The organism is Mycobacterium sp., assembly GCF_044342925.1.
Taxonomy (GTDB): Bacteria; Actinomycetota; Actinomycetes; order Mycobacteriales; family Mycobacteriaceae; genus Mycobacterium.
Genome location: NZ_JBIIOV010000046.1, coordinates 1 through 19820 on the forward strand (window position 1 = coordinate 1; position 19820 = coordinate 19820).

23 protein-coding genes, 1 tRNA gene and 2 pseudogenes are annotated in these 19820 nt (G+C 67.6%); 10 read left to right on the forward strand and 16 right to left on the reverse strand.

Annotated features, from left to right (window positions below):
- The 3 genes and pseudogenes from ADBZ6I_RS06995 to nth all read right to left on the reverse strand — a co-directional run.
- Nucleotides 1–219 (reverse strand): annotated as a pseudogene (locus ADBZ6I_RS06995) (coenzyme A pyrophosphatase); the annotation flags it as partial.
- A gap of 22 nt (nt 220–241) precedes the next feature.
- A complete protein-coding gene (locus ADBZ6I_RS07000; RefSeq protein ID WP_526382241.1) occupies nt 242–877 on the reverse strand; it encodes a TlpA disulfide reductase family protein in 636 nt (211 codons plus the stop codon).
- Nucleotides 878–879: 2 nt separating this feature from the next.
- Entirely contained in the window at nt 880–1650 is a 771-nt protein-coding gene (nth, locus tag ADBZ6I_RS07005) for an endonuclease III (protein ID WP_526382243.1), read from the reverse strand.
- A gap of 81 nt (nt 1651–1731) precedes the next feature.
- Between nth and ADBZ6I_RS07010 the strand changes: the two genes are divergently transcribed.
- Together ADBZ6I_RS07010 and crp are read left to right on the forward strand one after the other, a co-directional pair.
- Entirely contained in the window at nt 1732–2025 is a 294-nt protein-coding gene (locus ADBZ6I_RS07010; RefSeq protein ID WP_526382245.1) for a hypothetical protein, read from the forward strand.
- Between the two features lie 92 nt (nt 2026–2117).
- A complete protein-coding gene (gene crp / locus ADBZ6I_RS07015; protein ID WP_313674028.1) occupies nt 2118–2792 on the forward strand; it encodes a cAMP-activated global transcriptional regulator CRP in 675 nt (224 codons plus the stop codon).
- A 54-nt stretch (nt 2793–2846) separates the two neighbouring features.
- On the opposite strand, the gene ADBZ6I_RS07020 is transcribed toward crp, so the two are convergent.
- The 3 genes from ADBZ6I_RS07020 to sp36 are packed head-to-tail and all read right to left on the reverse strand — an operon-like array spanning nt 2847 to nt 4287.
- Nucleotides 2847–3665 (reverse strand): MBL fold metallo-hydrolase, encoded by an 819-nt coding sequence (locus tag ADBZ6I_RS07020; protein WP_526382247.1) that lies wholly within the window; start codon nt 3663–3665, stop codon nt 2847–2849.
- A complete protein-coding gene (locus tag ADBZ6I_RS07025; RefSeq protein WP_526382249.1) occupies nt 3662–4129 on the reverse strand; it encodes a RidA family protein in 468 nt (155 codons plus the stop codon). Before ADBZ6I_RS07025 ends, ADBZ6I_RS07020 begins: the two co-directional genes overlap by 4 nt.
- Nucleotides 4126–4287 carry a Sp36 family protein gene (gene sp36 / locus ADBZ6I_RS07030; protein ID WP_293004278.1) on the reverse strand — a complete coding sequence of 54 codons (162 nt, stop codon included), beginning with the start codon at nt 4285–4287 and terminating at the stop codon, nt 4126–4128. The genes ADBZ6I_RS07025 and sp36 overlap by 4 nt, the downstream gene beginning before the upstream one ends.
- A 60-nt stretch (nt 4288–4347) precedes the next feature.
- Between sp36 and bagA the strand changes: the two genes are divergently transcribed.
- Both bagA and bagB read left to right on the forward strand, forming a co-directional pair.
- Nucleotides 4348–5370 (forward strand): ATPase BagA, encoded by a 1023-nt coding sequence (gene bagA / locus ADBZ6I_RS07035; protein ID WP_526382277.1) that lies wholly within the window; start codon nt 4348–4350, stop codon nt 5368–5370.
- A gap of 18 nt (nt 5371–5388) precedes the next feature.
- A complete protein-coding gene (gene bagB, locus ADBZ6I_RS07040; RefSeq protein WP_526382251.1) occupies nt 5389–6531 on the forward strand; it encodes an ATPase BagB in 1143 nt (380 codons plus the stop codon).
- 3 nt (nt 6532–6534) lie between these two features.
- Here the strand turns inward: bagB and ADBZ6I_RS07045 are convergent, their stop codons facing one another.
- On the reverse strand, nt 6535–6888 hold the full coding sequence (locus ADBZ6I_RS07045; RefSeq protein ID WP_526382253.1) for a WhiB family transcriptional regulator: 354 nt from the start codon (nt 6886–6888) through the stop codon (nt 6535–6537).
- Between the two features lie 312 nt (nt 6889–7200).
- On the opposite strand from ADBZ6I_RS07045, the gene ponA2 reads away from it, so the two are divergent.
- The 4 genes from ponA2 to ADBZ6I_RS07065 all read left to right on the forward strand — a co-directional run bounded on the left by ponA2 (nt 7201) and on the right by ADBZ6I_RS07065 (nt 12093).
- Nucleotides 7201–9705, forward strand: a complete 2505-nt coding sequence (ponA2, locus tag ADBZ6I_RS07050; protein WP_526382255.1) for a transglycosylase/D,D-transpeptidase PonA2 — start codon at nt 7201–7203, stop codon at nt 9703–9705.
- A gap of 53 nt (nt 9706–9758) precedes the next feature.
- Complete coding sequence (locus tag ADBZ6I_RS07055) at nt 9759–10715, forward strand: metallophosphoesterase (protein WP_526382257.1); 957 nt, start codon at nt 9759–9761, stop codon at nt 10713–10715.
- Between the two features lie 16 nt (nt 10716–10731).
- On the forward strand, nt 10732–11970 hold the full coding sequence (gene cds1, locus ADBZ6I_RS07060) for an L-cysteine desulfhydrase Cds1 (protein WP_526382259.1): 1239 nt from the start codon (nt 10732–10734) through the stop codon (nt 11968–11970).
- A gap of 49 nt (nt 11971–12019) precedes the next feature.
- A tRNA-Pro gene (locus tag ADBZ6I_RS07065) sits at nt 12020–12093 on the forward strand.
- A 1635-nt stretch (nt 12094–13728) separates the two neighbouring features.
- Here the strand turns inward: ADBZ6I_RS07065 and ADBZ6I_RS07070 are convergent.
- Together ADBZ6I_RS07070 and ADBZ6I_RS07075 are read right to left on the reverse strand one after the other, a co-directional pair.
- A complete protein-coding gene (locus ADBZ6I_RS07070) occupies nt 13729–13971 on the reverse strand; it encodes a hypothetical protein (protein WP_526382261.1) in 243 nt (80 codons plus the stop codon).
- 96 nt (nt 13972–14067) lie between these two features.
- The gene (locus ADBZ6I_RS07075) at nt 14068–14502 is read right to left on the reverse strand and encodes a DUF2267 domain-containing protein (protein ID WP_526382263.1); all 435 of its coding nucleotides are present in this window, start codon (nt 14500–14502) and stop codon (nt 14068–14070) included.
- A 119-nt stretch (nt 14503–14621) separates the two neighbouring features.
- Here ADBZ6I_RS07075 and ADBZ6I_RS07080 point away from each other — a divergent pair, with 119 nt between their 5' ends.
- Entirely contained in the window at nt 14622–14762 is a 141-nt protein-coding gene (locus tag ADBZ6I_RS07080; protein ID WP_526382279.1) for a DUF2256 domain-containing protein, read from the forward strand.
- 6 nt (nt 14763–14768) lie between these two features.
- Here ADBZ6I_RS07080 and gntH read toward each other — a convergent pair whose 3' ends face one another.
- The 3 genes and pseudogenes from gntH to ADBZ6I_RS07095 all read right to left on the reverse strand — a co-directional run.
- The gene (gene gntH / locus ADBZ6I_RS07085) at nt 14769–16040 is read right to left on the reverse strand and encodes a guanitoxin biosynthesis MBL fold metallo-hydrolase GntH (protein WP_526382265.1); all 1272 of its coding nucleotides are present in this window, start codon (nt 16038–16040) and stop codon (nt 14769–14771) included.
- Between the two features lie 4 nt (nt 16041–16044).
- Nucleotides 16045–16851, reverse strand: a complete 807-nt coding sequence (locus ADBZ6I_RS07090; protein ID WP_526382267.1) for a TspO-related membrane protein — start codon at nt 16849–16851, stop codon at nt 16045–16047.
- A 133-nt stretch (nt 16852–16984) separates the two neighbouring features.
- Nucleotides 16985–17116: pseudogene (locus ADBZ6I_RS07095) on the reverse strand (hypothetical protein); the annotation flags it as partial.
- A gap of 19 nt (nt 17117–17135) precedes the next feature.
- On the opposite strand from ADBZ6I_RS07095, the gene ADBZ6I_RS07100 reads away from it, so the two are divergent.
- Nucleotides 17136–18158, forward strand: a complete 1023-nt coding sequence (locus ADBZ6I_RS07100; protein ID WP_526382269.1) for an iron-containing redox enzyme family protein — start codon at nt 17136–17138, stop codon at nt 18156–18158.
- Here ADBZ6I_RS07100 and ADBZ6I_RS07105 read toward each other — a convergent pair.
- The 4 genes from ADBZ6I_RS07105 to ADBZ6I_RS07120 form a co-directional block, all read right to left on the reverse strand.
- A complete protein-coding gene (locus ADBZ6I_RS07105) occupies nt 18138–18359 on the reverse strand; it encodes a CDGSH iron-sulfur domain-containing protein (protein WP_526382271.1) in 222 nt (73 codons plus the stop codon). The genes ADBZ6I_RS07100 and ADBZ6I_RS07105 overlap by 21 nt on opposite strands.
- Nucleotides 18356–19045 carry a HemK2/MTQ2 family protein methyltransferase gene (locus ADBZ6I_RS07110; RefSeq protein ID WP_526382281.1) on the reverse strand — a complete coding sequence of 230 codons (690 nt, stop codon included), beginning with the start codon at nt 19043–19045 and terminating at the stop codon, nt 18356–18358. The genes ADBZ6I_RS07105 and ADBZ6I_RS07110 overlap by 4 nt, the downstream gene beginning before the upstream one ends.
- A 136-nt stretch (nt 19046–19181) precedes the next feature.
- Nucleotides 19182–19340, reverse strand: coding sequence for a hypothetical protein (locus ADBZ6I_RS07115; RefSeq protein WP_526382273.1), 159 nt, complete (start codon nt 19338–19340; stop codon nt 19182–19184).
- Nucleotides 19341–19386: 46 nt separating this feature from the next.
- A partial coding sequence (locus ADBZ6I_RS07120; RefSeq protein WP_526382275.1) for a GatB/YqeY domain-containing protein occupies nt 19387–19820 on the reverse strand: 434 nt, incomplete at its 5' end.

Sequence of the window (19820 nt, forward strand, 5' to 3'; positions counted from 1 at the left end):
ATCGTGGGGCACCTGACCAGCCGGGTGCTCCTGCGGCCCGGAGAACAGCACCAGCACCGCCGCATCACGGGAGGACGCAGCGCCCGCACCGCTCAGTGCGGCGAGCACCTCCGGCGGCAACCGGCGGCGGTACACATCCGGAACCCGGTCGAGGTTGTCCAGCAGCGGGGCCAGCCACGGCGGCCGCATCTGCGGGCGAAGCGGTTCGGCTGTGCTCATCGGATGCTGTGTGACCGCTTCGTCACCGCAGCGCCGCGTCCACCGCGGCGGCGATGTCATCGGCGCTGGTGAAGGGCTGTGGCAGCACCTTGGCAACGCTACCGTCCCGGCGCAGCACCACCGTGGCGGGCATCACGTTGGGCACGCCGAGGGCCGCGGCGATACTGCGCCGGCCGTCCTGCAACACCGGCAACCGCACACCCAGCTCGGCCATCCGCAGCAGCGCGGCCAACTCATTCTCGTCCTGATGCACCGTCACGACTTCGACGGATTTCCCGGCGCGGCGCTGATACTCCTGCATCGCGGGTAGTTCGTCCGCGCACGGCCCGCACCAGTAGGCCCACAGGTTGAGCACCACCGTGCGGTCGGCCAGCGTTCGCGCCGCGTCGATCTCGGTGCCATCGGCGGCACATTCGACCATCACGCCGCGCAGCCGCTCGGGACCTGGGCCGCTACCCACCGGGCACGCCGGCAGATCGGCCAATCTGCGCGGTTCGGCCAGCGCCGCGGGGGTGTCAGCGTCGCGGTGCGTGCGAGCAGGGCCGGCTCCGGCCGCCTCCGGCTGCGCCGGCCGCTCGACGAGTTTCGCGGTCAGGGCGACGGCCAGGGCGACCAGGATGGCCAGCACCGCCAGCGTCCAGCGCGTCGACGTTCGCATGCCTACAACCCGGCCAACGCCAGCAGGTGTTCGGTCTCAGGTCCGCGTACCAGCTCCGCGGCCGCCACGGGATCGGTGGGGCCGGTGCCGTACGACGGACAGTCCCGGGCCAGCACACACACACCGCAGGCCGGCTTGCGGGCATGGCAGACCCGGCGGCCGTGGAAGATCACCCGGTGGCTCAACAGCGTCCACTCCCGGCGCTCGATGAGTTCGCCGACGGCATGCTCGACCTTGACCGGATCGGTGTCGGTGGTCCAGCGCCAGCGCCGTGCCAGCCTGCCGAAGTGGGTGTCGACAGTGATGCCCGGTATGCCGAAGGCGTTGCCGAGAATGACGTTGGCGGTCTTGCGACCCACCCCGGGCAGCGTCACCAGTTCGTCCAGGGTGCGGGGCACTTCGCCGTCGAACCGCTCCACCAGTTCCTGTCCGAGCCGGATCAGTGAAGTGCTCTTGTTGCGGTAGAAGCCGGTGGGCCTGATCAATTCCTCCAGCTCGGTGCGGTTGGCCCCGGCGTAATCGCGCGCCGTGCGGTACTTCGCGAACACGGCGGGGGTGGTCAGGTTGACCCGCTTGTCGGTGCTCTGCGCCGACAGAATGGTGGCGACGGCAAGTTCGAGCGGGTTGGTGAAATCCAGTTCGCAGTACACGTGTGGGAAGGCCACCGCCAACGCTCGGTTCATTCGGCGAGCGCGCCGCACCAGGCCCAGATGCGTCTCGGCATCCCACTTCCCTGCCGGCGTCGCCAACCGCTCTGAGGACCTCGCCGCCATCTGAGCCAGGGTACTGACCGCCGACAGACCGGTGGCATTTCGTGATCCCGATGAGACGTTGCGCCGGTTTACTTGCGGCCTATGTCGTGGTTGGTCGCGGTGTCGTTCCCCGCACTGCTGATGCTGTTCACCGTGGGCTTGCAGCGACTGGAGAGCCTGGTGCACAGCGACCGCCCGTCGGCCGGCGAACTGACCGCGCGACTGGAACGCGCCGCAAGGGCCACCCGGGAGAAAGCAGCGCAGCGAACGCTCATCGAATTGGGTTCGTCCCAGCCGCCACCGCGGTTCGACCCCATTCTCCTCATCGACGAGCCCGGGCTGCCGACCCGCCCGAATCCACTATTTCAGCCAACGGGATTCGCCAACCCTGTGTAGCGTTGTCAGTCGTTGAGACCGCCTAAGCATTAGGGTTGTGTGTGCGGTCGCGTGAGCGCGCAACGGCCACCCGCACGAGCTGAGAGGGACACGTGGACGAGATCCTGGCCAGGGCCGGAATCTTCCAGGGCGTAGATCCGACCGCGGTATCCGCCCTTACCAAGCAGCTGCAGCCGGTTGATTTTCCCCGCGGCCACACGGTGTTCTCCGAAGGCGAGCCAGGTGACCGGCTCTACATCATCCTCACCGGCAAGGTGAAGATCGGCCGGCGCTCTCCGGACGGCCGAGAGAACCTGCTGACGATCATGGGTCCGTCGGACATGTTCGGCGAGCTGTCGATCTTCGACCCCGGGCCGCGAACGTCGAGCGCCACCACCATCACCGAGGTGCGCGCGGTCTCGATGGACCGCGACGCGCTGCGGGCGTGGATCGCCGATCGCCCGGAGATCGCCGAGCAGCTGCTGCGGGTGCTGGCACGCCGGTTGCGGCGCACCAACAACAACCTGGCCGACCTGATCTTCACCGACGTTCCGGGGCGGGTCGCCAAGCAGCTCCTGCAGCTCGCGCAGCGGTTCGGCACCCAGGAGGGTGGCGCCATGCGGGTCACCCACGATCTGACCCAGGAGGAGATCGCCCAGCTCGTCGGCGCCTCCCGTGAGACGGTCAACAAGGCGCTGGCCGACTTCGCCCATCGCGGGTGGATCCGGTTGGAGGGCAAGAGCGTTCTGATCTGCGACTCCGAGCGGCTGGCGAGGCGAGCGCGGTAACCACCGCGGGATTGCGCTGACGCAGGGGCCCACTCGGTGTTGTTCTGCCTGCCGTCAATCTCGGCGCAAGTAGTCCAGCTGGGCCCGCACCGACGATTCGGCGGCGTCCCACAGGGTGGTGTCAACATCGGCGTAGACATGCTCGACCACCTGTCGCGGCGTCGCGTCGTCCCCCAGCACCCGCAACGCGCTTCGCACCTGTTCGAGGCGCTCCTGCCGGTGCGCCAGGTACACGTCCGCGACAGCGCCCACGTCGGCCAGCTCGGGTCCGTGGCCGGGTAACACCATACGCGCGCCCAGCCCGCGGAGCCGGCGCAGCGAATGCAGGTAGTCGGCCAGGCTGCCGTCCTCGGCGTCGATGACAGCGGTGCCCCGGCCGAGCACGGTGTCGGCGGTCAGCACCGCGTCGTCGAGCACGAAGCTCATCGAGTCGGCGGTATGACCGGGCGTCGACAACACCCCGATCCGCAGGCCGGCAGCCTCGATCATCTCGCCGTCGCGCAGGTAGCCGCCGCGCCCGCGCAGAAACCCGCTGCCCACCGAACGGACCACCGCGCCGCTGGCATCGACGAGCTTGTCGATCCCGTAGGTGTGGTCGCCGTGCCGGTGACTGATCAGGACCACGGCGATCCGGCCCAGCCCGGCGAGGCGGGCAATGTGTTCGTCGTCGTCAGGACCGGGGTCGACCACCACGCACTCGGGGTTCCCCGGCGCGCGCAGCACCCAGGTGTTGGTGCCCTCCAGCGTCAGCGGGCCGGGGTTGTGGCACAGCAGGACCGCAGCCGTGTCGGTGACCTGCCGCAGCCGGCCGTAAGCCGGATGGCCGCCGCCCGGGTTCGACTGAGCCCCACTTAGATCCAGCTTCGAGGTCAATCGACCTCGACGATGAGTTCGACCTCGACCGGTGCGTCCAACGGCAACGACGTGACGCCCAGCGCGGAGCGGGCGTGGGCACCGGCGGGCCCGAACACCTCACCGAGAAGCTCGGACGCGCCGTTGATCACACCGGGCTGACCGGTGAAACCGGGAGCCGAGGCGACGAAGCCGACCACTTTCACCACCCGGACCACCGAGTCGAGACCGACCAGTGCGTCGATGGCGGCCAGGCCGTTCAGCGCGCACGTGCGGGCTGCCACTTTGCCCTCTTCGGCACTCACCTCGGCACCGAGCTTGCCCGAATGCGTGGGCTCGCCGGCTTCCAGCGGGAGCTGACCGGAGGTGTAGACCAGGTTGCCCGTCCGCACAGCTGGGACGTAGGCGGCCAGCGGAGTCGCGACCGAAGGCAGCGTGATGCCCAGTTCGGCGAGCCGGGCGTTGGCGCTCGGCGCGCTGCTCACTTCGGCCTCTTCAGGTACGCGACGTGCTGCTCGCCGGTCGGGCCCTGCAACACCGAGACAAGCTCCCAGCCGTCAGCACCCCACTGGTCGAGGATCTGCTTGGTCGCATGGGTCAGCAACGGCACCGTCGCGTACTCCCAGGTTGTTGGTTGGCTCATGACGGAAGCCTAACCTCCTGCCGATTAACGAGGCGCTGCTATGTCCTTGGATAGCATGCACTGGTGACGACCATTCCGAGTGGCGGCAGCGCAGTCGGCTGGCCCGACCGCCTCACCCAGGCCCGACTGCACTTTGTCACCGGCAAGGGAGGAACCGGCAAGACCACCGTCGCGGCAGCTCTCGCGCTCACTCTGGCCGCCGGCGGCCGCCGGGTGCTGCTGGTGGAAGTCGAAGAGCGGCAAGGGATTGCGCAGCTTTTCGACGTTCCCCCGCTGCCGTATCAGGAAGTCAAGGTGGCCACTGCCGAGGCAGGCGGCCATGTCAACGCTCTGGCCATCGACATCGAAGCGGCGTTCCTGGAATACCTCGACATGTTCTACAACCTGGGCCTTGCCGGGCGGGCGATGCGCCGGGTCGGCGCCATCGAGTTCGCCACCACGATCGCCCCGGGCCTACGCGACGTTCTGCTGACCGGGAAGGTGAAAGAAGCCGCCGTGCGGCTGGGTCGGGACAACCGGCCGGTGTATGACGCGATCGTCGTCGACTCCCCGCCCACCGGCCGTATCGCGCGGTTCCTCGACGTCACCAAGGCGTTGGCCAGCCTGGCCAAGGGCGGCCCGGTGCACGGGCAGTCCGAGGGTGTGGTGCGACTGCTGCACTCCGAGCAGACCGCCATCCACCTGGTCACCCTGCTTGAGTCGCTGCCCATCCAGGAGACCATCGAGGCGATCGAGGAGCTGGAGAGTCTCGGTCTACCGGTCGGCACCGTGATCGTGAACCGGAACATCCCCGCCTTCCTGCCGTCCGATGCACTGGGCCCGGCGGCCGACGGACACCTCGACGTCGGGGCCGTGCGGTCCGGGCTGGCGCGGGCCGGCATCGATCTGCCCGACCACGATTTCGCGGGCTTGCTCACCGAGACCATCGAGCACGCCAGCCGGATTCGGGCTCGCTCGGAGAGCGCACTGGAGTTGGAGAAACTCCGTGTGCCCCGGCTGGAACTGCCGACGATCGCCGACGGCGTGGATCTGGGCAGCCTCTACGAGCTCGCCGAAGTTCTTGCCCAGCAGGGCGTCAGATAGCGCGATGAGAGGAGTCTTATGAGCGGGGCGCCTGCAGCGCTGGACATGAAGTCCATCCTGTCCGACAGGTCCAACCGGGTGCTGGTGTGCTGCGGTGCCGGCGGTGTCGGCAAGACCACCACCGCGGCGGCAATGGCGTTGCGCGCGGCGGAATACGGCCGCACCGTCGTGGTGCTGACCATCGACCCGGCCAAGCGGCTTGCCCAGGCGCTGGGCATCAAAGAACTCGGCAATGAGCCGCAGCGGGTTCCACTCGGCGAAGAAGTGGCCGGGGAGTTGCACGCCATGATGCTGGACATGCGCCGCACCTTCGACGACATGGTGATAGAACACTCCGATCCTGAACGCGCACAAGCGATTCTGGACAACACGTTCTACCAGACGGTGGCGACGTCGCTATCCGGGACGCAGGAGTACATGGCCATGGAGAAGCTGGGCCAGCTGCTCCATCAGGACCGCTGGGATCTTGTCGTGGTGGATACCCCTCCGTCGCGCAACGCGCTGGACTTCCTCGACGCCCCAAAACGGTTGGGCAACTTCATGGACAGCCGGCTGTGGAAGCTGTTCCTAGGGCCGGGCCGCGGTTTCGGGAAGCTGGTGGCCGGAGCCATGGGCCTGGCGATGAAGGCGCTGTCGACCATCGTCGGCTCGCAGATGCTTTCCGACGCCGCAACGTTCGTGCAGTCCATCGATGAGACCTTCGGCGGCTTCCGGCAGAACGCCGAACGGACCTACGAATTGCTCAAGCGACAAGGCACCCAGTTCGTGGTCGTCTCGGCTGCCGAGCCCGACGCGCTGCGCGAAGCGACGTTCTTCGTCGACCGGCTGTCCGAGGAGAACATGCCGCTAGCCGGCTTGATCCTGAACCGCACCCATCCGATGCTGTCTCCGCTGACGGTGGAGCGCGCCATCGACGGTGCGGTGGAGTTGGAGTCCGGTTTGGCCGCCTCACCCGATCCCGCCGGCGACGAGCTGACCGCGGGGGTGCTGCGGATACACGCCGATCGCGGCCTGACGGCCAAGCGCGAGATCCGGTTGCTGTCGCGGTTCACCGGCGCCAACCCGCATGTGCCGGTGGTAGGCGTGCCGTCACTGCCCTTCGACGTGTCCGACATGAGCGCGCTGCAGGCGATCGCCGAACAGATCACCGGCGAGACGTAAACGTCAGCCGACGCTGCGGTGCTGGCGGGCGGCAAAGAATTCCGCCCAGGAGGAGACCTCGGGGTGTTGCTTGAGCAGGGCACGGCGCTGACGCTCCGTCATACCGCCCCAGACGCCGAACTCAACGCGGTTGTCCAGAGCGTCCGCTCCGCATTCGGTGATGACCGGGCAGTGCCGGCAGATGACGGCGGCCTTTCGCTGGGCAGCGCCGCGGACGAAAAGCTGGTCGGGATCAGCCGAACGACAGAGACCTTTCGAGACCCACGCGATTCGGGCTTCCCCGCTCGCTGGTTGTTGAAGTGAACTGTGCATCGACGCTGTGCTAGTCCTACGGGCAGCGGGCCGAGTCACCGACACTGGCGATCCCCTTCGTCAACAGCCGCCTTTACTGGCGACCAATCCCTCCGATGTAGGCCGCGGTGCGATCTACGCCACATTGCTTCGCCTGTGTAACCTGCGTCGCACTGTGTGCTTAAAGTAGGTGGTCAGTCCAGTTTGCGCAACAGTCGGATCCCAGGAATTTTGGGACAACCGTCCAAGCCGAGCATGAACTGCGGTTTTGTCTCCGGCGTCAGGGATCGTGGTTTGTCTCCACCCCGCCCGGAACCCGACCGGAACCCGACCACGGGCATGAATGGGAGCGGCAGTCGCCTCGTTAGGCTGTAACTCATGTCGGAACGCTCCCCGGCAGGCTCCACGATCATCAAGCTGGCGTGGTCCTGTCTCCTCGCCAGCGTTCTCGTGGCGGCACTGCTGTTCCCCGTGGTGGGGGGATTGGGGTTGATGTCCAACCGCGCGTCCGACATCGTGGCCAACGGATCGACGCAGGTCCTGGAGGGTGACGTCCCTGCAGTGACGACCATGGTCGACGCCAAGGGCAACACCATCGCGTGGCTGTATTCTCAGCGCCGATTCGAGGTGCCCAGCGACAAGATCGCCGACACCATGAAACTGGCCCTGGTCGCGATTGAGGACAAACGTTTCGCCGAGCACAACGGGGTGGACTGGAAGGGCACCCTGACGGGTCTGGCGGGCTACGCCTCCGGGGACTCGGACACCCGCGGCGGCTCCACCATCGAGCAGCAGTACGTGAAGAACTATCAGTTGCTGGTCACCGCGCGGACCGATGCGGAGAGAAGAGCCGCGATCGCGCCGACGCCGGCCCGCAAGCTGCGCGAGATCCGGATGGCGCTAAGCCTGGACAAGACGCTGACCAAGCCGGAGATCCTCACCCGCTACCTCAATCTGGTGTCGTTCGGCAACGGCGCGTTCGGAGTCCAGGATGCCGCCCAGACGTACTTCGGGATCGATGCGGCCAATCTCAACTGGGCGCAGTCGGCGCTGCTCGCAGGGTTGGTGCGGTCCACCAGTTCGTTGAATCCCTACGTGAACCCGGACGGCGCGCTGGCTCGACGAAATCTCGTGCTGGATCAGATGATCGGGCAACTGCCCGATAAGGCCGGCGAGCTGCGGGCGGCCAAGCAGCAGCCGCTGGGCATCCTGCCCCGCCCGAACGAACTGCCGCGGGGTTGCATCGCCGCCGGCGACCGGGCGTTCTTCTGCGATTACGCGCAGGAGTACCTGATGCGGGCGGGCCTGACCAAGGAGCAGATCTCCCGCGGCGGCTACCTGATCAAGACCACGCTGGATCCCGACGTGCAGGGTGACGTCAAGAAGGCGGTCGATGCGCTCGCGGCGCCGGACCTCGACGGCATCGCGAGCGTGATGAACGTGATCCTGCCGGGCAAGACCAGCCACCCGGTGGTCGCCATGGTGAGCAACCGCACCTACGGCTTGGACGTCGACGCCGGGCAGACCGTCCAGCCGCAACCGTTCTCCTTGGTCGGCGACGGTGCCGGCTCGATCTTCAAGATCTTCACCACCGCCGCGGCACTCGATCTGGGGTTGGGGATCAACGCGACGCTGGACGTCCCCGGCAGGTTCGAGGCGCGGGGACTCGGCGAGGGGGGCGCCAAGGGCTGCCCGAAGGAGACCTGGTGCGTGGAGAACTACCGGGATCCGCGCTATCTGCAGATGAACGTCACCGACGCACTGGCGAAGTCGCCGAATACGGCGTTCGCCAAACTCATCTCGCAGGTCGGGGTCAGCCGCACTGTGGACATGGCCGTGCGCCTGGGCCTGCGGTCCTACACCGAACCGGGCACAGCACGCGGGTACGACGTCGACAACAACGAGAGCCTGGCCGATTTCATCAAGCGCCAGAACATCGGGTCGTTCACCCTGGGCCCGTTCCAGGTCAACCCGCTGGAGTTGGCCAACGTCGCTGCCACGCTGGCGTCCGGCGGAATGTGGTGCCCGCCCAATCCGATCGACAAGATCTACGACCGGCGTGGCATCGAGATCGCGATCAACGCCGAAGCCTGCGAGCAGGTGGTACCGGAAGGTCTGGCCAACGCGTTGTCCAATGCGATGAGCAAGGACACCACCACCGGGACCGGCGCACCGGCGGCCAGCGCGTCGGGCTGGGACCTTCCGATGTCGGGCAAGACCGGCACCACCGAAGCGCACCGCTCGGCGGGATTCTTCGGCTACACCAATCGCTTCGCCGCGGTGAACTACATCTACGACGACTCCCCGCAGCCCAGCGACCTGTGTTCGTTCCCGCTGCGCCCCTGTAGCGACGGCGATCTGTTCGGCGGCAAGGAACCGGCCGAGACGTGGTTCACCGCGATGACACCGATCGCGACGAACTTCGGCGACGTCACTATGCCGCCGACTGATCCCCGCTACGTCGACGGCGCGCCGGGCTCACGGGTGCCCAACGTCGGTGGTCTGCCCCAGGACAAAGCGCGAGAAGAGCTGCGCGCCTCCGGATTTCAGATCGCCGACCAGGTGAGCATGCGGAATAACGCCGCGTCGGCCGGAACCGTGCTGGGCACCATCCCGAACGGGCAGGTGGTGCCGGGCATCGTGGTCACCCTGATCGTCAGCAACGGCGTCGCGCCGGCCCCGCCGCCCAAACCGGCCGCGCCGTCGCCGCCGCCCGGCCCGGGCGGTCCCCCGCCACCGCCGCCGCTGCCCGGCCTGCCACCGCAGATCGGATCGACGGTCGTGCAGATTCCAGGCCTCCCGCCGATCACGGTGCCGTTCATCGCGCCGCCACCGCCGCCGCCACCGCCACCGCCACCACCACCACCACCGCCGCCGCCGTAACGGTCGGAAATTTCTCCATCCGCGGCACGGGGAACTGGCAGTAGTCTGCCGGTATGGCCGCCAATGCCTTGAGGACATCAGCCACCGCCGCGGCCGGAACCGCCGCGCTGGGGGTTGCCTACGCCGCGGTGATCGAGCGCAACGCCTTCGTGGTGCGCGAGGTCACGATGCCGGTCCTGACCCCGGGATCGACGCCGCTGCGGGTGCTGCACCTCAGCGACATCCACATGCGCCCGGCGCAGCGCCAGAAACGGGCGTGGCTGCGCGAACTAGCGCAGTGGGAGCCGGACTTCGTGGTCAACACCGGCGACAATCTGGCGCACCCCAAGGCTGTGCCCGCCGTGGTGCAGTCGCTCGGGGACCTGCTGGCGGTCCCGGGGGTGTTCGTCTTCGGCAGCAACGATTACTTCGCGCCGACGCTGAAGAATCCGGCGAAGTACCTCACTGACAGCAATCATCGGGCGCACGGCAAGCCGCTGCCGTGGCAGGACCTGCGCGCGGCGTTCACCGAGCGGGGCTGGCTCGATCTGACGCACAACCGCCGCGAACTGGAGGTTGCCGGCCTGGTGATCGCCGCGGCCGGCGTCGACGACGCGCACTTGGGCCGCGACCGCTACGACACGATCGCCGGCGCCCCGAGTGCGGGCGCCAACCTGACCCTCGGGGTCACCCACGCCCCGTACACCCGGGTGCTGGACCGGTTCGCCGCCGACGGCTACCAACTGGTCATGGCCGGCCACACCCACGGCGGCCAGCTGTGCCTGCCGTTCTACGGCGCACTGGTCACCAACTGCGATCTGGACCGGTCGAGGGTCAAGGGCGCTTCGCGCTGGGGCGCCGAGACCGCACTGCACGTCTCCGCCGGGATCGGTACGTCGCCGTTCGCACCGCTGCGGTTCTGCTGCCGGCCGGAGGCCACACTGCTCACCTTGGTTGCTGCCCCCACCGGCGGTGGTGACCACACCCGCACCCTGCTGAGTTCGACGCCCACCGTTTCGGTGCGCGCGTGATGCGCCTGTAAATTCCGTGACCTTCCCCTCGATCCGATCAGCCGGCCGCCGTGGGCCTCGCGGCTGGTCGGACGAAGCCGGGCCTCGCGGCTGGTCGAACGAAGCCGGGCCTCGCGGCTGGTCGGACGAAGCCGGGCCTCGCGGCTGGTCGGACGAAGCCGGGCCTCGCGGCTGGTCAGACGAAGCCGTCCGGCTCATCGAGGCCGATACCCGCCGCAGCGCTGACACCCACCTGCTGCGCTATCCGCTGCCGTCGGCCTGGTGTGAACAGGCCGACGTCGCGCTATACCTCAAGGACGAGTCGACCCACATCACCGGAAGCCTCAAGCACCGGCTGGCCCGCTCGCTGTTCCTCTACGGGCTGTGCAACGGCTGGATCACCGAGGGCACCACCGTGGTGGAGGCGTCGTCGGGGTCCACCGCGGTGTCCGAGGCGTATTTCGCCGCGCTGCTGGGGCTGCCGTTCGTCGCGGTGATGCCGTCGTCGACCAGCCGGGCCAAGATCGAATTGATCGAGAAGTTCGGCGGGCGTTGCCATTTCGTCGGAAGCTCCGGCGAGGTCAACGCCGCGGCGCATCGGGTCGCCGAGGAGACCGGCGGGCATTTCCTCGACCAGTTCACCAACGCCGAGCGCGCCACCGACTGGCGCGGCAACAACAACATCGCCGAGTCGATCTTCGACCAGCTGGGCGACGAGCGGCACCCGGTGCCGTCCTGGGTGGTGGTGGGCGCGGGCACCGGCGGCACCAGCGCCACGATCGGCCGCTATATCCGGTATCGCGGCCACCCCACCCGGCTCTGTGTGGTGGACCCGGAGAACTCCGCCTTCTACCCGGCCTACATGCAGCGGCGGCGCGACATCACCACCGGGGCGTCCTCCCGGGTCGAGGGAATCGGCCGACCGCACGTCGAACCGTCGTTCCTGCCGACGGTGATCGACCGGATGGTGCAGGTTCCCGACGCCGCGTCGGTGGCAGCGGCGCACCGGGTGTCGTCGGTTCTGGGGCGTCGGGTGGGCCCGTCCACCGGGACCAACCTGTGGGGCGCGTTCGGGCTACTCGCCCAGATGGTGGCCACCGGCGCCAGCGGATCGGTGGTCACCCTGATCTGCGACAGCGGAGACCGCTACAGCGACACCTATTACGACGACGCCTGGCTGGCCGAACACGAGCTGGCACCGGAGCCGTACACCGAAACGCTGCGCGAATTCGAGCGGTCCTGCGCGTGGCCGGACTCCGCACCGGCTGCACGCTGAGCGTTTGGCTTACCGGGTTGCCGGTGCGATAGGCTGACGTCGCTTCATGCGGGGTGTGGCGCAGCTTGGTAGCGCGCTTCGTTCGGGACGAAGAGGTCGTGGGTTCGAATCCCGCCACCCCGACTCGTGTGATCGCAGGTGAGAGGCCCTGACTGGACATCCAGTTCAGGGCCTTCTTCCTTTCCAGCTTCCTTTCCAGCTTCCTTTCCAGCTTCCTTTCCAGCTCCTTTCCAGCTTCCTTTCCAGCTCCTTTCCCGTCCGCGGCAGCGTCGCGGAGCCTCATCAACCTAGGTCGATGTCTTCGCCGCTGGGGGCGGCCTCTTTGGTGGTGGTTCATCTGCTCGGGCCAATCCGCAAGCAGCTGTTCCTTCGCGTCCTGCGACAGGGAATCCCACCACCGCATGACCTCCGCCGGATCCTTGCCCACCGGAATCTTCGCTTTGCCACCGGGATTAGCCGGACTCGTCGTGAAATCGACCGCTTGGACGGTGTTCCTCGCCCCTTCGGGTGCTTCGTCGAACACCACCTCGGCCAGCGGAACCAGGGCTGCGCTGATGCTGGCCGCCACTTCGTGATCGGCGAGGCTTAACGCCGCTGCGCGTGCATGGATTTCGGCGGCGAGTTCCTGGGCTTGGGCTTGCCGGGCCGCCAGCGCCGGGCCCACGGGGAGCAGTGAGTTGTCGGACACCGAGAGGTCCTCGACGACTGTGAAGCCGGCCGCTCGTGCGTCACCGATCGCCGACAGTGCGGAACGTTTGAGGTTGCCAAGTCGATCTGCGCCACGGCGGGCAATGTCAGCCGCCTCGGTCAACCGGTCGGAGGCCCCACGCGCCTTCACCAGATCGGCGAAGGTCCGTTCCGCTGCCGCGTCGGCGGCCTCGCCTTCCCACACGGTTCCGCCGGGCCGCAGCGCCCCTTGGTGTACCGCGTTGAAGGAGTCTTCCCACATGGTTGCCGTGGCGCTCCACGACCGAGCGGCGGACTGCAGATGCTCGGTATCCCAGCTCTCGATCGTGGACAGGCTCGGCACCCCGGCCGCCGCGACGGCGGGCATCTACACCACCGCTGGGCCCGGCGAGACAGCCGCGAGGCGCTGCGCCGATTCGTCGTCGTTGATGGCGTATGACGCCGCAGACGCGGCTGCGGAAGTTCCCGTGCCCCGAACCCGCGTCGCAGCCGCTCCCTACATGCTCACAGCGGAATAGGGGTGGTCGTTCGGTGATTCAGCCCGGACCGATTCCACCGATGCCGATTCCACCGATTCCACCGATGCCACCGATGCCACCGATGCCCCCGATGCCCCCGACACCACCGACCCCGCCCGGTCCGCCAAAACCAGCGATGCCCCAGTATGGCCAATCGAAAACGACATCTGGGTCGTGGGCGTCGTAGCTACACAACGGATCGGGATCGACCATTGCACAGGGATACAGGTCGGCGGCGGGACTATTCGCAGGCGCACCGGACCTGCCAGTGGCTGCAGCAGCCGCTGGTGCGGCGAGAAGTGCCGCCGCTGCCGCGCTCGCTCCCAGCACTGCTATCGGGGATAACTTTCGACTGGTCACGGCCGACCCTCTTCTCCGTTGCTTCTCAGCGAAACACCCTGGAGGGCGGTTTCCCTAATCGGTCGGTGTTGAATCCCAGCGGTTTTCAGCGACGGCGGGACAGCGACTCAGTGGATTCACGCGGCCCGACCCCGCACCAGTTCGCCAGCAGTGGACTCCCTCGCCAATCAGTTGTGCCGGTTCCTTCGGTGATTTAACGGAGGCCGATTCCGCCGATGCCACCGACGCCACCACCAGCGATGCCGCCAAAACCGCCACCGATGCCCCAGTTGGGCTGATCGAAAACAGCACCTGGGTCATAGGGGTCGTAGTAGGCGCACAGCGGATCCGAATCGACGACCGCGCAAGGGTACGGGTCGTAGGTGGGACCATATGCCGGCGCGCCGGAACTGCCTGCAACGGCAGCAGCAGTGGGTGCGGCGAGCAGCGCCATCATCGTCGCTCCCCATAGTGGGCTCAGGGCCAATTTACGACTGGTCACAGCCAGCCCTCTTTTCCTTTGTTCGCTTATCCAGCAACAAGCAGAAGGGCGCTACGCGGCCCGATCCGTGGCCCGAGCCCGCACCAGTGCCTGCAGGTCAGCGTCCAGCTCGCCGAGAACCTTCTCGACGCTCGCCTGTGGAAGCAGACGCATCATGGCGGCGGTCACCGAGGACGACACGGCACGGACGTCCTGCACCGCAATCCCCGCGCTGCGCGCGAACCGGATGGTGCATGCGGCCGTTCCCCGCTTCACCGCATGTGCACCACAGCCCCGCTCGTCAAGGAACATCAACCGGACGGACCGCGGGAGTTCCGCTGCGAAGTCAGCCGCCGATCTGGCGCTGAGACGCTTCCGCATCATCTGCACCCACGACCACAGCGCCCGGTGCGCAAACTCCCGGTCAGTGGTGTCCAGTTCCTCAGCCACCGTGTCGACCCATTCGTCGAGGGCCTGTGACCGGATCAGTGCTGAGGCGACAGGCATTCCGTTCTCCAATCGTGTCGTGGTTGTGACAATGCTCCGAGAATCCGCCGGCATCCGCTAGGGACCATTGGCTCCAATCGGGAACTGGAGCGTCTCGCACTAGAGTCGCACCCGTGCCCATGCACGCCCGCGTGAAGAACGGCCACCCCCCGAGGATCTGCGAGCGCTGTGGCCGCCCGTTCGAGTGGCGCAAGAAGTGGGCGCGGGACTGGGACGCCGTGAAGTACTGCTCGCAGGCTTGCCGTGCGGGCAAGCGGTGACCGCCGCTACTGCGGATCAAGCCCCATCATCTGCGCCGGGAACATCGTCAGGGTGTCGTCCGTGCTGCGCGCCTGAGGCCGGATCTGATCCGCTGGGGTGAAGACGCTCGCGTCGATTTCCAGATCGCGCACCGACTGCTCCTGGGTGCTGGTAATGGGATTGTGCACCTGGATATCGGCCGGCACCGTGCCGCCGAAGTTGTTCTCCACCATCCACTGGGTGTCCGGCCTGGCGATGTTGGCCGTCTCCGGCAACGCGGCGTCGCGGATCCAGATGGCGTCCTTGGTGACGTTGACGACGACGTTGTCGATACCGAACGCGAAGAGCCCGGTGTAGTGCTCCCGGATTCCGGCGATCATCTCGCCCACCAGTTCGCGGTCGAACGACAGGTGGGTTGCCATCGCCAGCCTCGGCTTGATCTGCTCGGCCAGGTAGCCGACCCCGTAGTGGGTGGTGTGGTAATTGTCCAGCACGTAGGCGCCCATCAGCGGTGACACGCCCTGTTTGAGGGCCCAGAGATTGACCAGATCGCAAGCCAGTTCACTAACGAACACGTCGGCGCCGGCGGCGTACTTCTCGGTGAGCCGGTCGGGTTTTCCATCACCGGTCCACACGAACGACAGCCCGTTCCAGTCCAGCCGGTAGGCCGAGGCGCCGTCGGACCCGTGCGAGCGCCGCCAGTGGATCACCCGCACCCCGTCGCGCTCGAAGCAGACGCCGCCGTCATCGCGGAAGTCGAACTCGCTGGGCGCGATTCGGTAGCCCTCGCGCATCGGGCCGACCGCCCACTGGGCGGTCCAGGCGCCCATCGCCTCCATGTGGGCGCACATCGCCGCGGTGCCCAGTTCCGGCGTCCGGCCGGAGGGACCGATCACCCGCAGCGGCGTCCATCGGCCGTTGAACGGCGCGAACTGCCACAGATACGGCAGGTCGCCGAAGTGATCGACGTGCAGGTGGGTCAGGAAGATGTCGTTGATCTGCGGCACCGGCACCTGGTGGGCGATGATGTTGCGCAGGCAGCCCGGCCCGAAGTCGAAAAACAGCCTTGTGCAGGAACCGTTTTCGCCGCCCAGCTCCACCATCAGGCAGGTGGCCGCCTGCGACAGCCGCGGCGGCCACGGGTTACTGCCCATGACGATGATCCGCATCTCGTCGGGTCCCAGCGTCTCGCTCTGCGGGAAGTAGGTGTTGCGGTTGCGCACCGACGGGGTCGGCCGGTAGTACGGCGGCATCGAGACGCCGCTGCCCGGCGGCGCTCCGTAGGAGTTGGGGTGCATCGGCTTACGACGTAGTTCCGCGCCGGCGCAGGATCAGCGCCTCCGCGGCGGCGAAGACCACCAGCGACGCCACCGCGGCGGTGATGATCGCCGGGTAGCGGCCACCCAGGTCGGAGGTCTGCCGGATCAGGATGCCGATGAACGCCCAGATCAGCACCAGCCCGTAAGCGACGTCGCGGTTGCGCAGCATCGTCGCGGTGCCGATCGCCGCGGCCACCGCGACGATGATCACCGCCCAGGTGGGCTCTGGCAGACCGAAGGCGTCCCACCGCAAGTACCGAAGCAGCACAGTGATGTTGGCGACGACAGCCACCGTCGTCCAGCCGAAGTAGACACTGAACGGCACTGCGACGAACCAGCGTTGCCGACCGGTGAGATGCGATTTCCGCACCGTGGTGACGATGAGCGCCAGACACGTCAGGATGCTGACGAGCAGCGGTGCCGACAGCGGGATCAGGTCGTAATGCCAGGCGAAGATCCAGGCGGTGTTGGCCAGCGAGGAGATCGAGAACAGCACCCCGACCCGGTTGAGCAGAGCGGTGTCGGAGGGAGTGTCCGGCCGGTCCCGGAAAAGCCCGAGCTGATAGAGCACATGGGCGCCCAGCAGCAGGTAGATGACACCCCAGACCGAGAAGGTCACCCCGGCCGGGGTGAACAGGTTGTCATACTCGAGGGAGACTTCGCCGGTGCTTCTGCCGTTGAGCGGCAACGCATTCGCCGCGGCGTTGGTGGCGATCATCGCCAGATAGGTCACCACCACCAGAATCTTCACCGGCGTGCGACTGGTCGTCGTGGTGGTCGTCGTGCTCATTGTCTCCCCCTTCGTCATACCCGGCTCCCGTTATATCCGACTGGCGGCGTCGCGGCCCGCGGCGCCACTGCCGGCCCCACGCGTCCTCGTCGTCGAGACGAACCAGCGCCACTTTCTCACCGCTGCTGGTCAATTCGTGGGCAGCGACCAGACCCGCGAGTCCGGCGCCGACGACGATGGCATCCGCGTCCGTCACGCCGCCACCGTACCGGTCTGGGACCCCGGGGCGTGGCTGATGGCACGGCAGTTGTTTAGTCGGCGACATTTACGGGAAGCCCGAGTCGGTGACTCTTGCTCCCGTCGTCCTTGAGCCCGCGCTGCCTACGGCTCGGGGCCCGTTGTCCATGTCCGTGATCAACCTGCTCACCGAGCGGGCGCCGCGTTCCCGGCTGGACCGGATCGAGGCCTCGATCGGCGATTCCGACCCCTACGGCATCGACATCCAGCTCAGCCTCTACGTCTGCTACGAATTGCATTACCGCGGCTTTGCCGGGGTGGACCCGGAGTGGGAGTGGAACCCCGGTCTGCTGCATCTGCGTGCGCGACTGGAGGACGCGTTCCTGTGGGCGGTGCGCCGCGACATCGGGGACGCGGGCGACGTCGACACCACCGCCGCCGAGGAGATGGAGCGGCTGTCAGTCGAACCGGTGACCGGCACCGGACCGTCGTACTACCTGCGCAGCGAAGGCACCTGGGAGCAACTGCGCGAGTACTTCGCGCACCGCTCGCTCTACCACCTCAAAGAGGGCGATCCGCACGTGTGGGCGATTCCCCGGCTCACCGGTCAGGCCAAGGCGTCCTTCGTGGCGGTGGAGTTCGACGAGTTCGGCGCGGGCCGCGGTGGCCAACTCCACCAGCAGTTGTTCGCCGATCTGATGGTGGCCGCCGAACTGGACCCCACCTATCTGGCCTACATCGACGTGGTGCCCGCCGAATCGCTGGCGGTGGTGAACCTGATGTCGCTGTTCGGTCTGCATCGGCGGCTGCGGGGCGCCGCGGTGGGGCACTTCGCCGCCACCGAGATCACCTCCTCACCAGGGTCGCGCCGGCTGCTCGACGCCCTGGTGCGGGTGGGAGCGCCGCGCACGTGCCGGGAGTTCTACCGCGAACACGTCGAGGCCGATGCGGTGCACGAACAGGTGGTCCGCACCGATGTCGTCGGCGATCTGGTGGCGCGGGAGCCCGCGCTGGATCCGGACGTGGTGTTCGGCATCCGCGCCTTCGGCGTGGTGGAGAATCTGCTGGCCGAGCACCTGATGCGGTACTGGCGCGCCGGTGAGACCTCGCTACGCCGACCGCTGACCTGATCGTGCGCCGGCCCGGCGGCAGCGCCGGTGGCTGGTGTCGCACAGCGGATACTCCCGGCTGCGATGGCAGGTGCAGACGGCGACCATGAATCGGCCGGACTCGACCACGTCACCGTCGGGCAGTTCGATGCGCACCGGACCCTCGATGAGGACGGGGCCGGACGGGACCACCCGCACGGTGCGCGCGTCGCGGTCGCTCACTGCTTCCGTCCCCGGACGACCACGAGCTCCTCGTCGCGCCGGCCACGATCCAGCAGACCGACCCGCTCCATCCACGTCGCCCTGGCTGTGAGGACGGGCCCGAACGGAATGCGTTGTGTCGCAATCGTCTCCGCAGCGATCCCGCCGCGTCGGAGCATCCGCAGCGTACGGCTCGGATCGGCGAATTCGGAGTGGACGATCAGCAGCACACCGCCGCGGGTGAGCAGCCCGGGAGCCGCGTCGCACAGCGGGTCCAGCACCGCGCGGCCGTCCGTCCCCGCGTCCCACGCCCGCGACGGCCCGATGTGGTCGGGCAGCGACGACGTCGCATCGCCGGGTTCGGTCGGCACGTAGGGCGGGTTGCACAGCACCACGTCGTACGGGCCGTGCGCCAGTGCGTCAGACAGCGTGCCCACCCGGGCGTCCACCTGGACGACGGCGGCGCGGGCGTTGCGTCGGGTGCAGCGGACCGCGCGGCGGGACACGTCGATGGCGGTGACGCGTCGCGCGCCGAGCTGCGCGGCGGTGACGGCCGCGATTCCGCTTCCGGTGCACAGATCGAGCACCGATCGTTCGTCGACCGGGGTGAAACGCCGCATGGTCTCGACGAGTAGCAGCGAATCGTCCTGCGGCGCGTAGACGCCGGGAGCGGCGGTCACCGGTCTGTGGGGATAGGAGGTCCTCAACATCGGCCTTTCTGGGAATCGGCGCACCATAAGAACGTGGCCTGACCGGCCTGGACTACTTACATGCCCGTAAAGGACCGCGCGCAAACTCGTTTGCCGCCAAGCACAAGCGGGAAGGCATCGGAGCATGAAAGCCTCAGACCTCGTCACCGTGCCAGCCGGCGCGGCGGTGCGCCACCGCCGGCTGTTCCACCCCGTCGGCGTATTGGCGGAGGGCCCCCTCGTCGGTGTAGTCGGCGTAGTCGTCGGCTTCCGATGTGGAGTCGGAGTTCGGGTCTGCACTCCTCGGCGTCATGGCCGACGGGATTGCCCGATCGGCCGGATTTCAACCGCGCTGTGGTTTAGAGCCGGTCCTTGACGGCGGCGGACAGCCGCGACCCGTCGGCCTTGCCGGCCGCGATCGCGGTGGCGGCCTTCATCACCAGACCCATCTGCTTGACCGACGGCCGTTCGCCGATGTCCTCGGCCACCTGGGCGATGGCGGTATCGACCACGTCGGCCACTTCGGCGTCGGTCAGCGGCGTCGGGAGGTACTCGTCGATGATCCGGGCCTCGGCGTGCTCCTCGGCGGCCAGTTCGCCGCGGCCGTTCTGGGTGTAGATCTCGGCCGCCTCGCTGCGTTTGCGGGATTCCCGGTTCAGGACTTTGAGTACTTCGTCGTCGGTGAGTTCGCGGGCCTGCTTACCGGAGACCTCCTCGGTCTGGATCGCGGCGAGCATCATCCGCAGCGTCGCGGTGCGCATCTTGTCCCGGTTTTTCATCGCGTCGGTGAGGT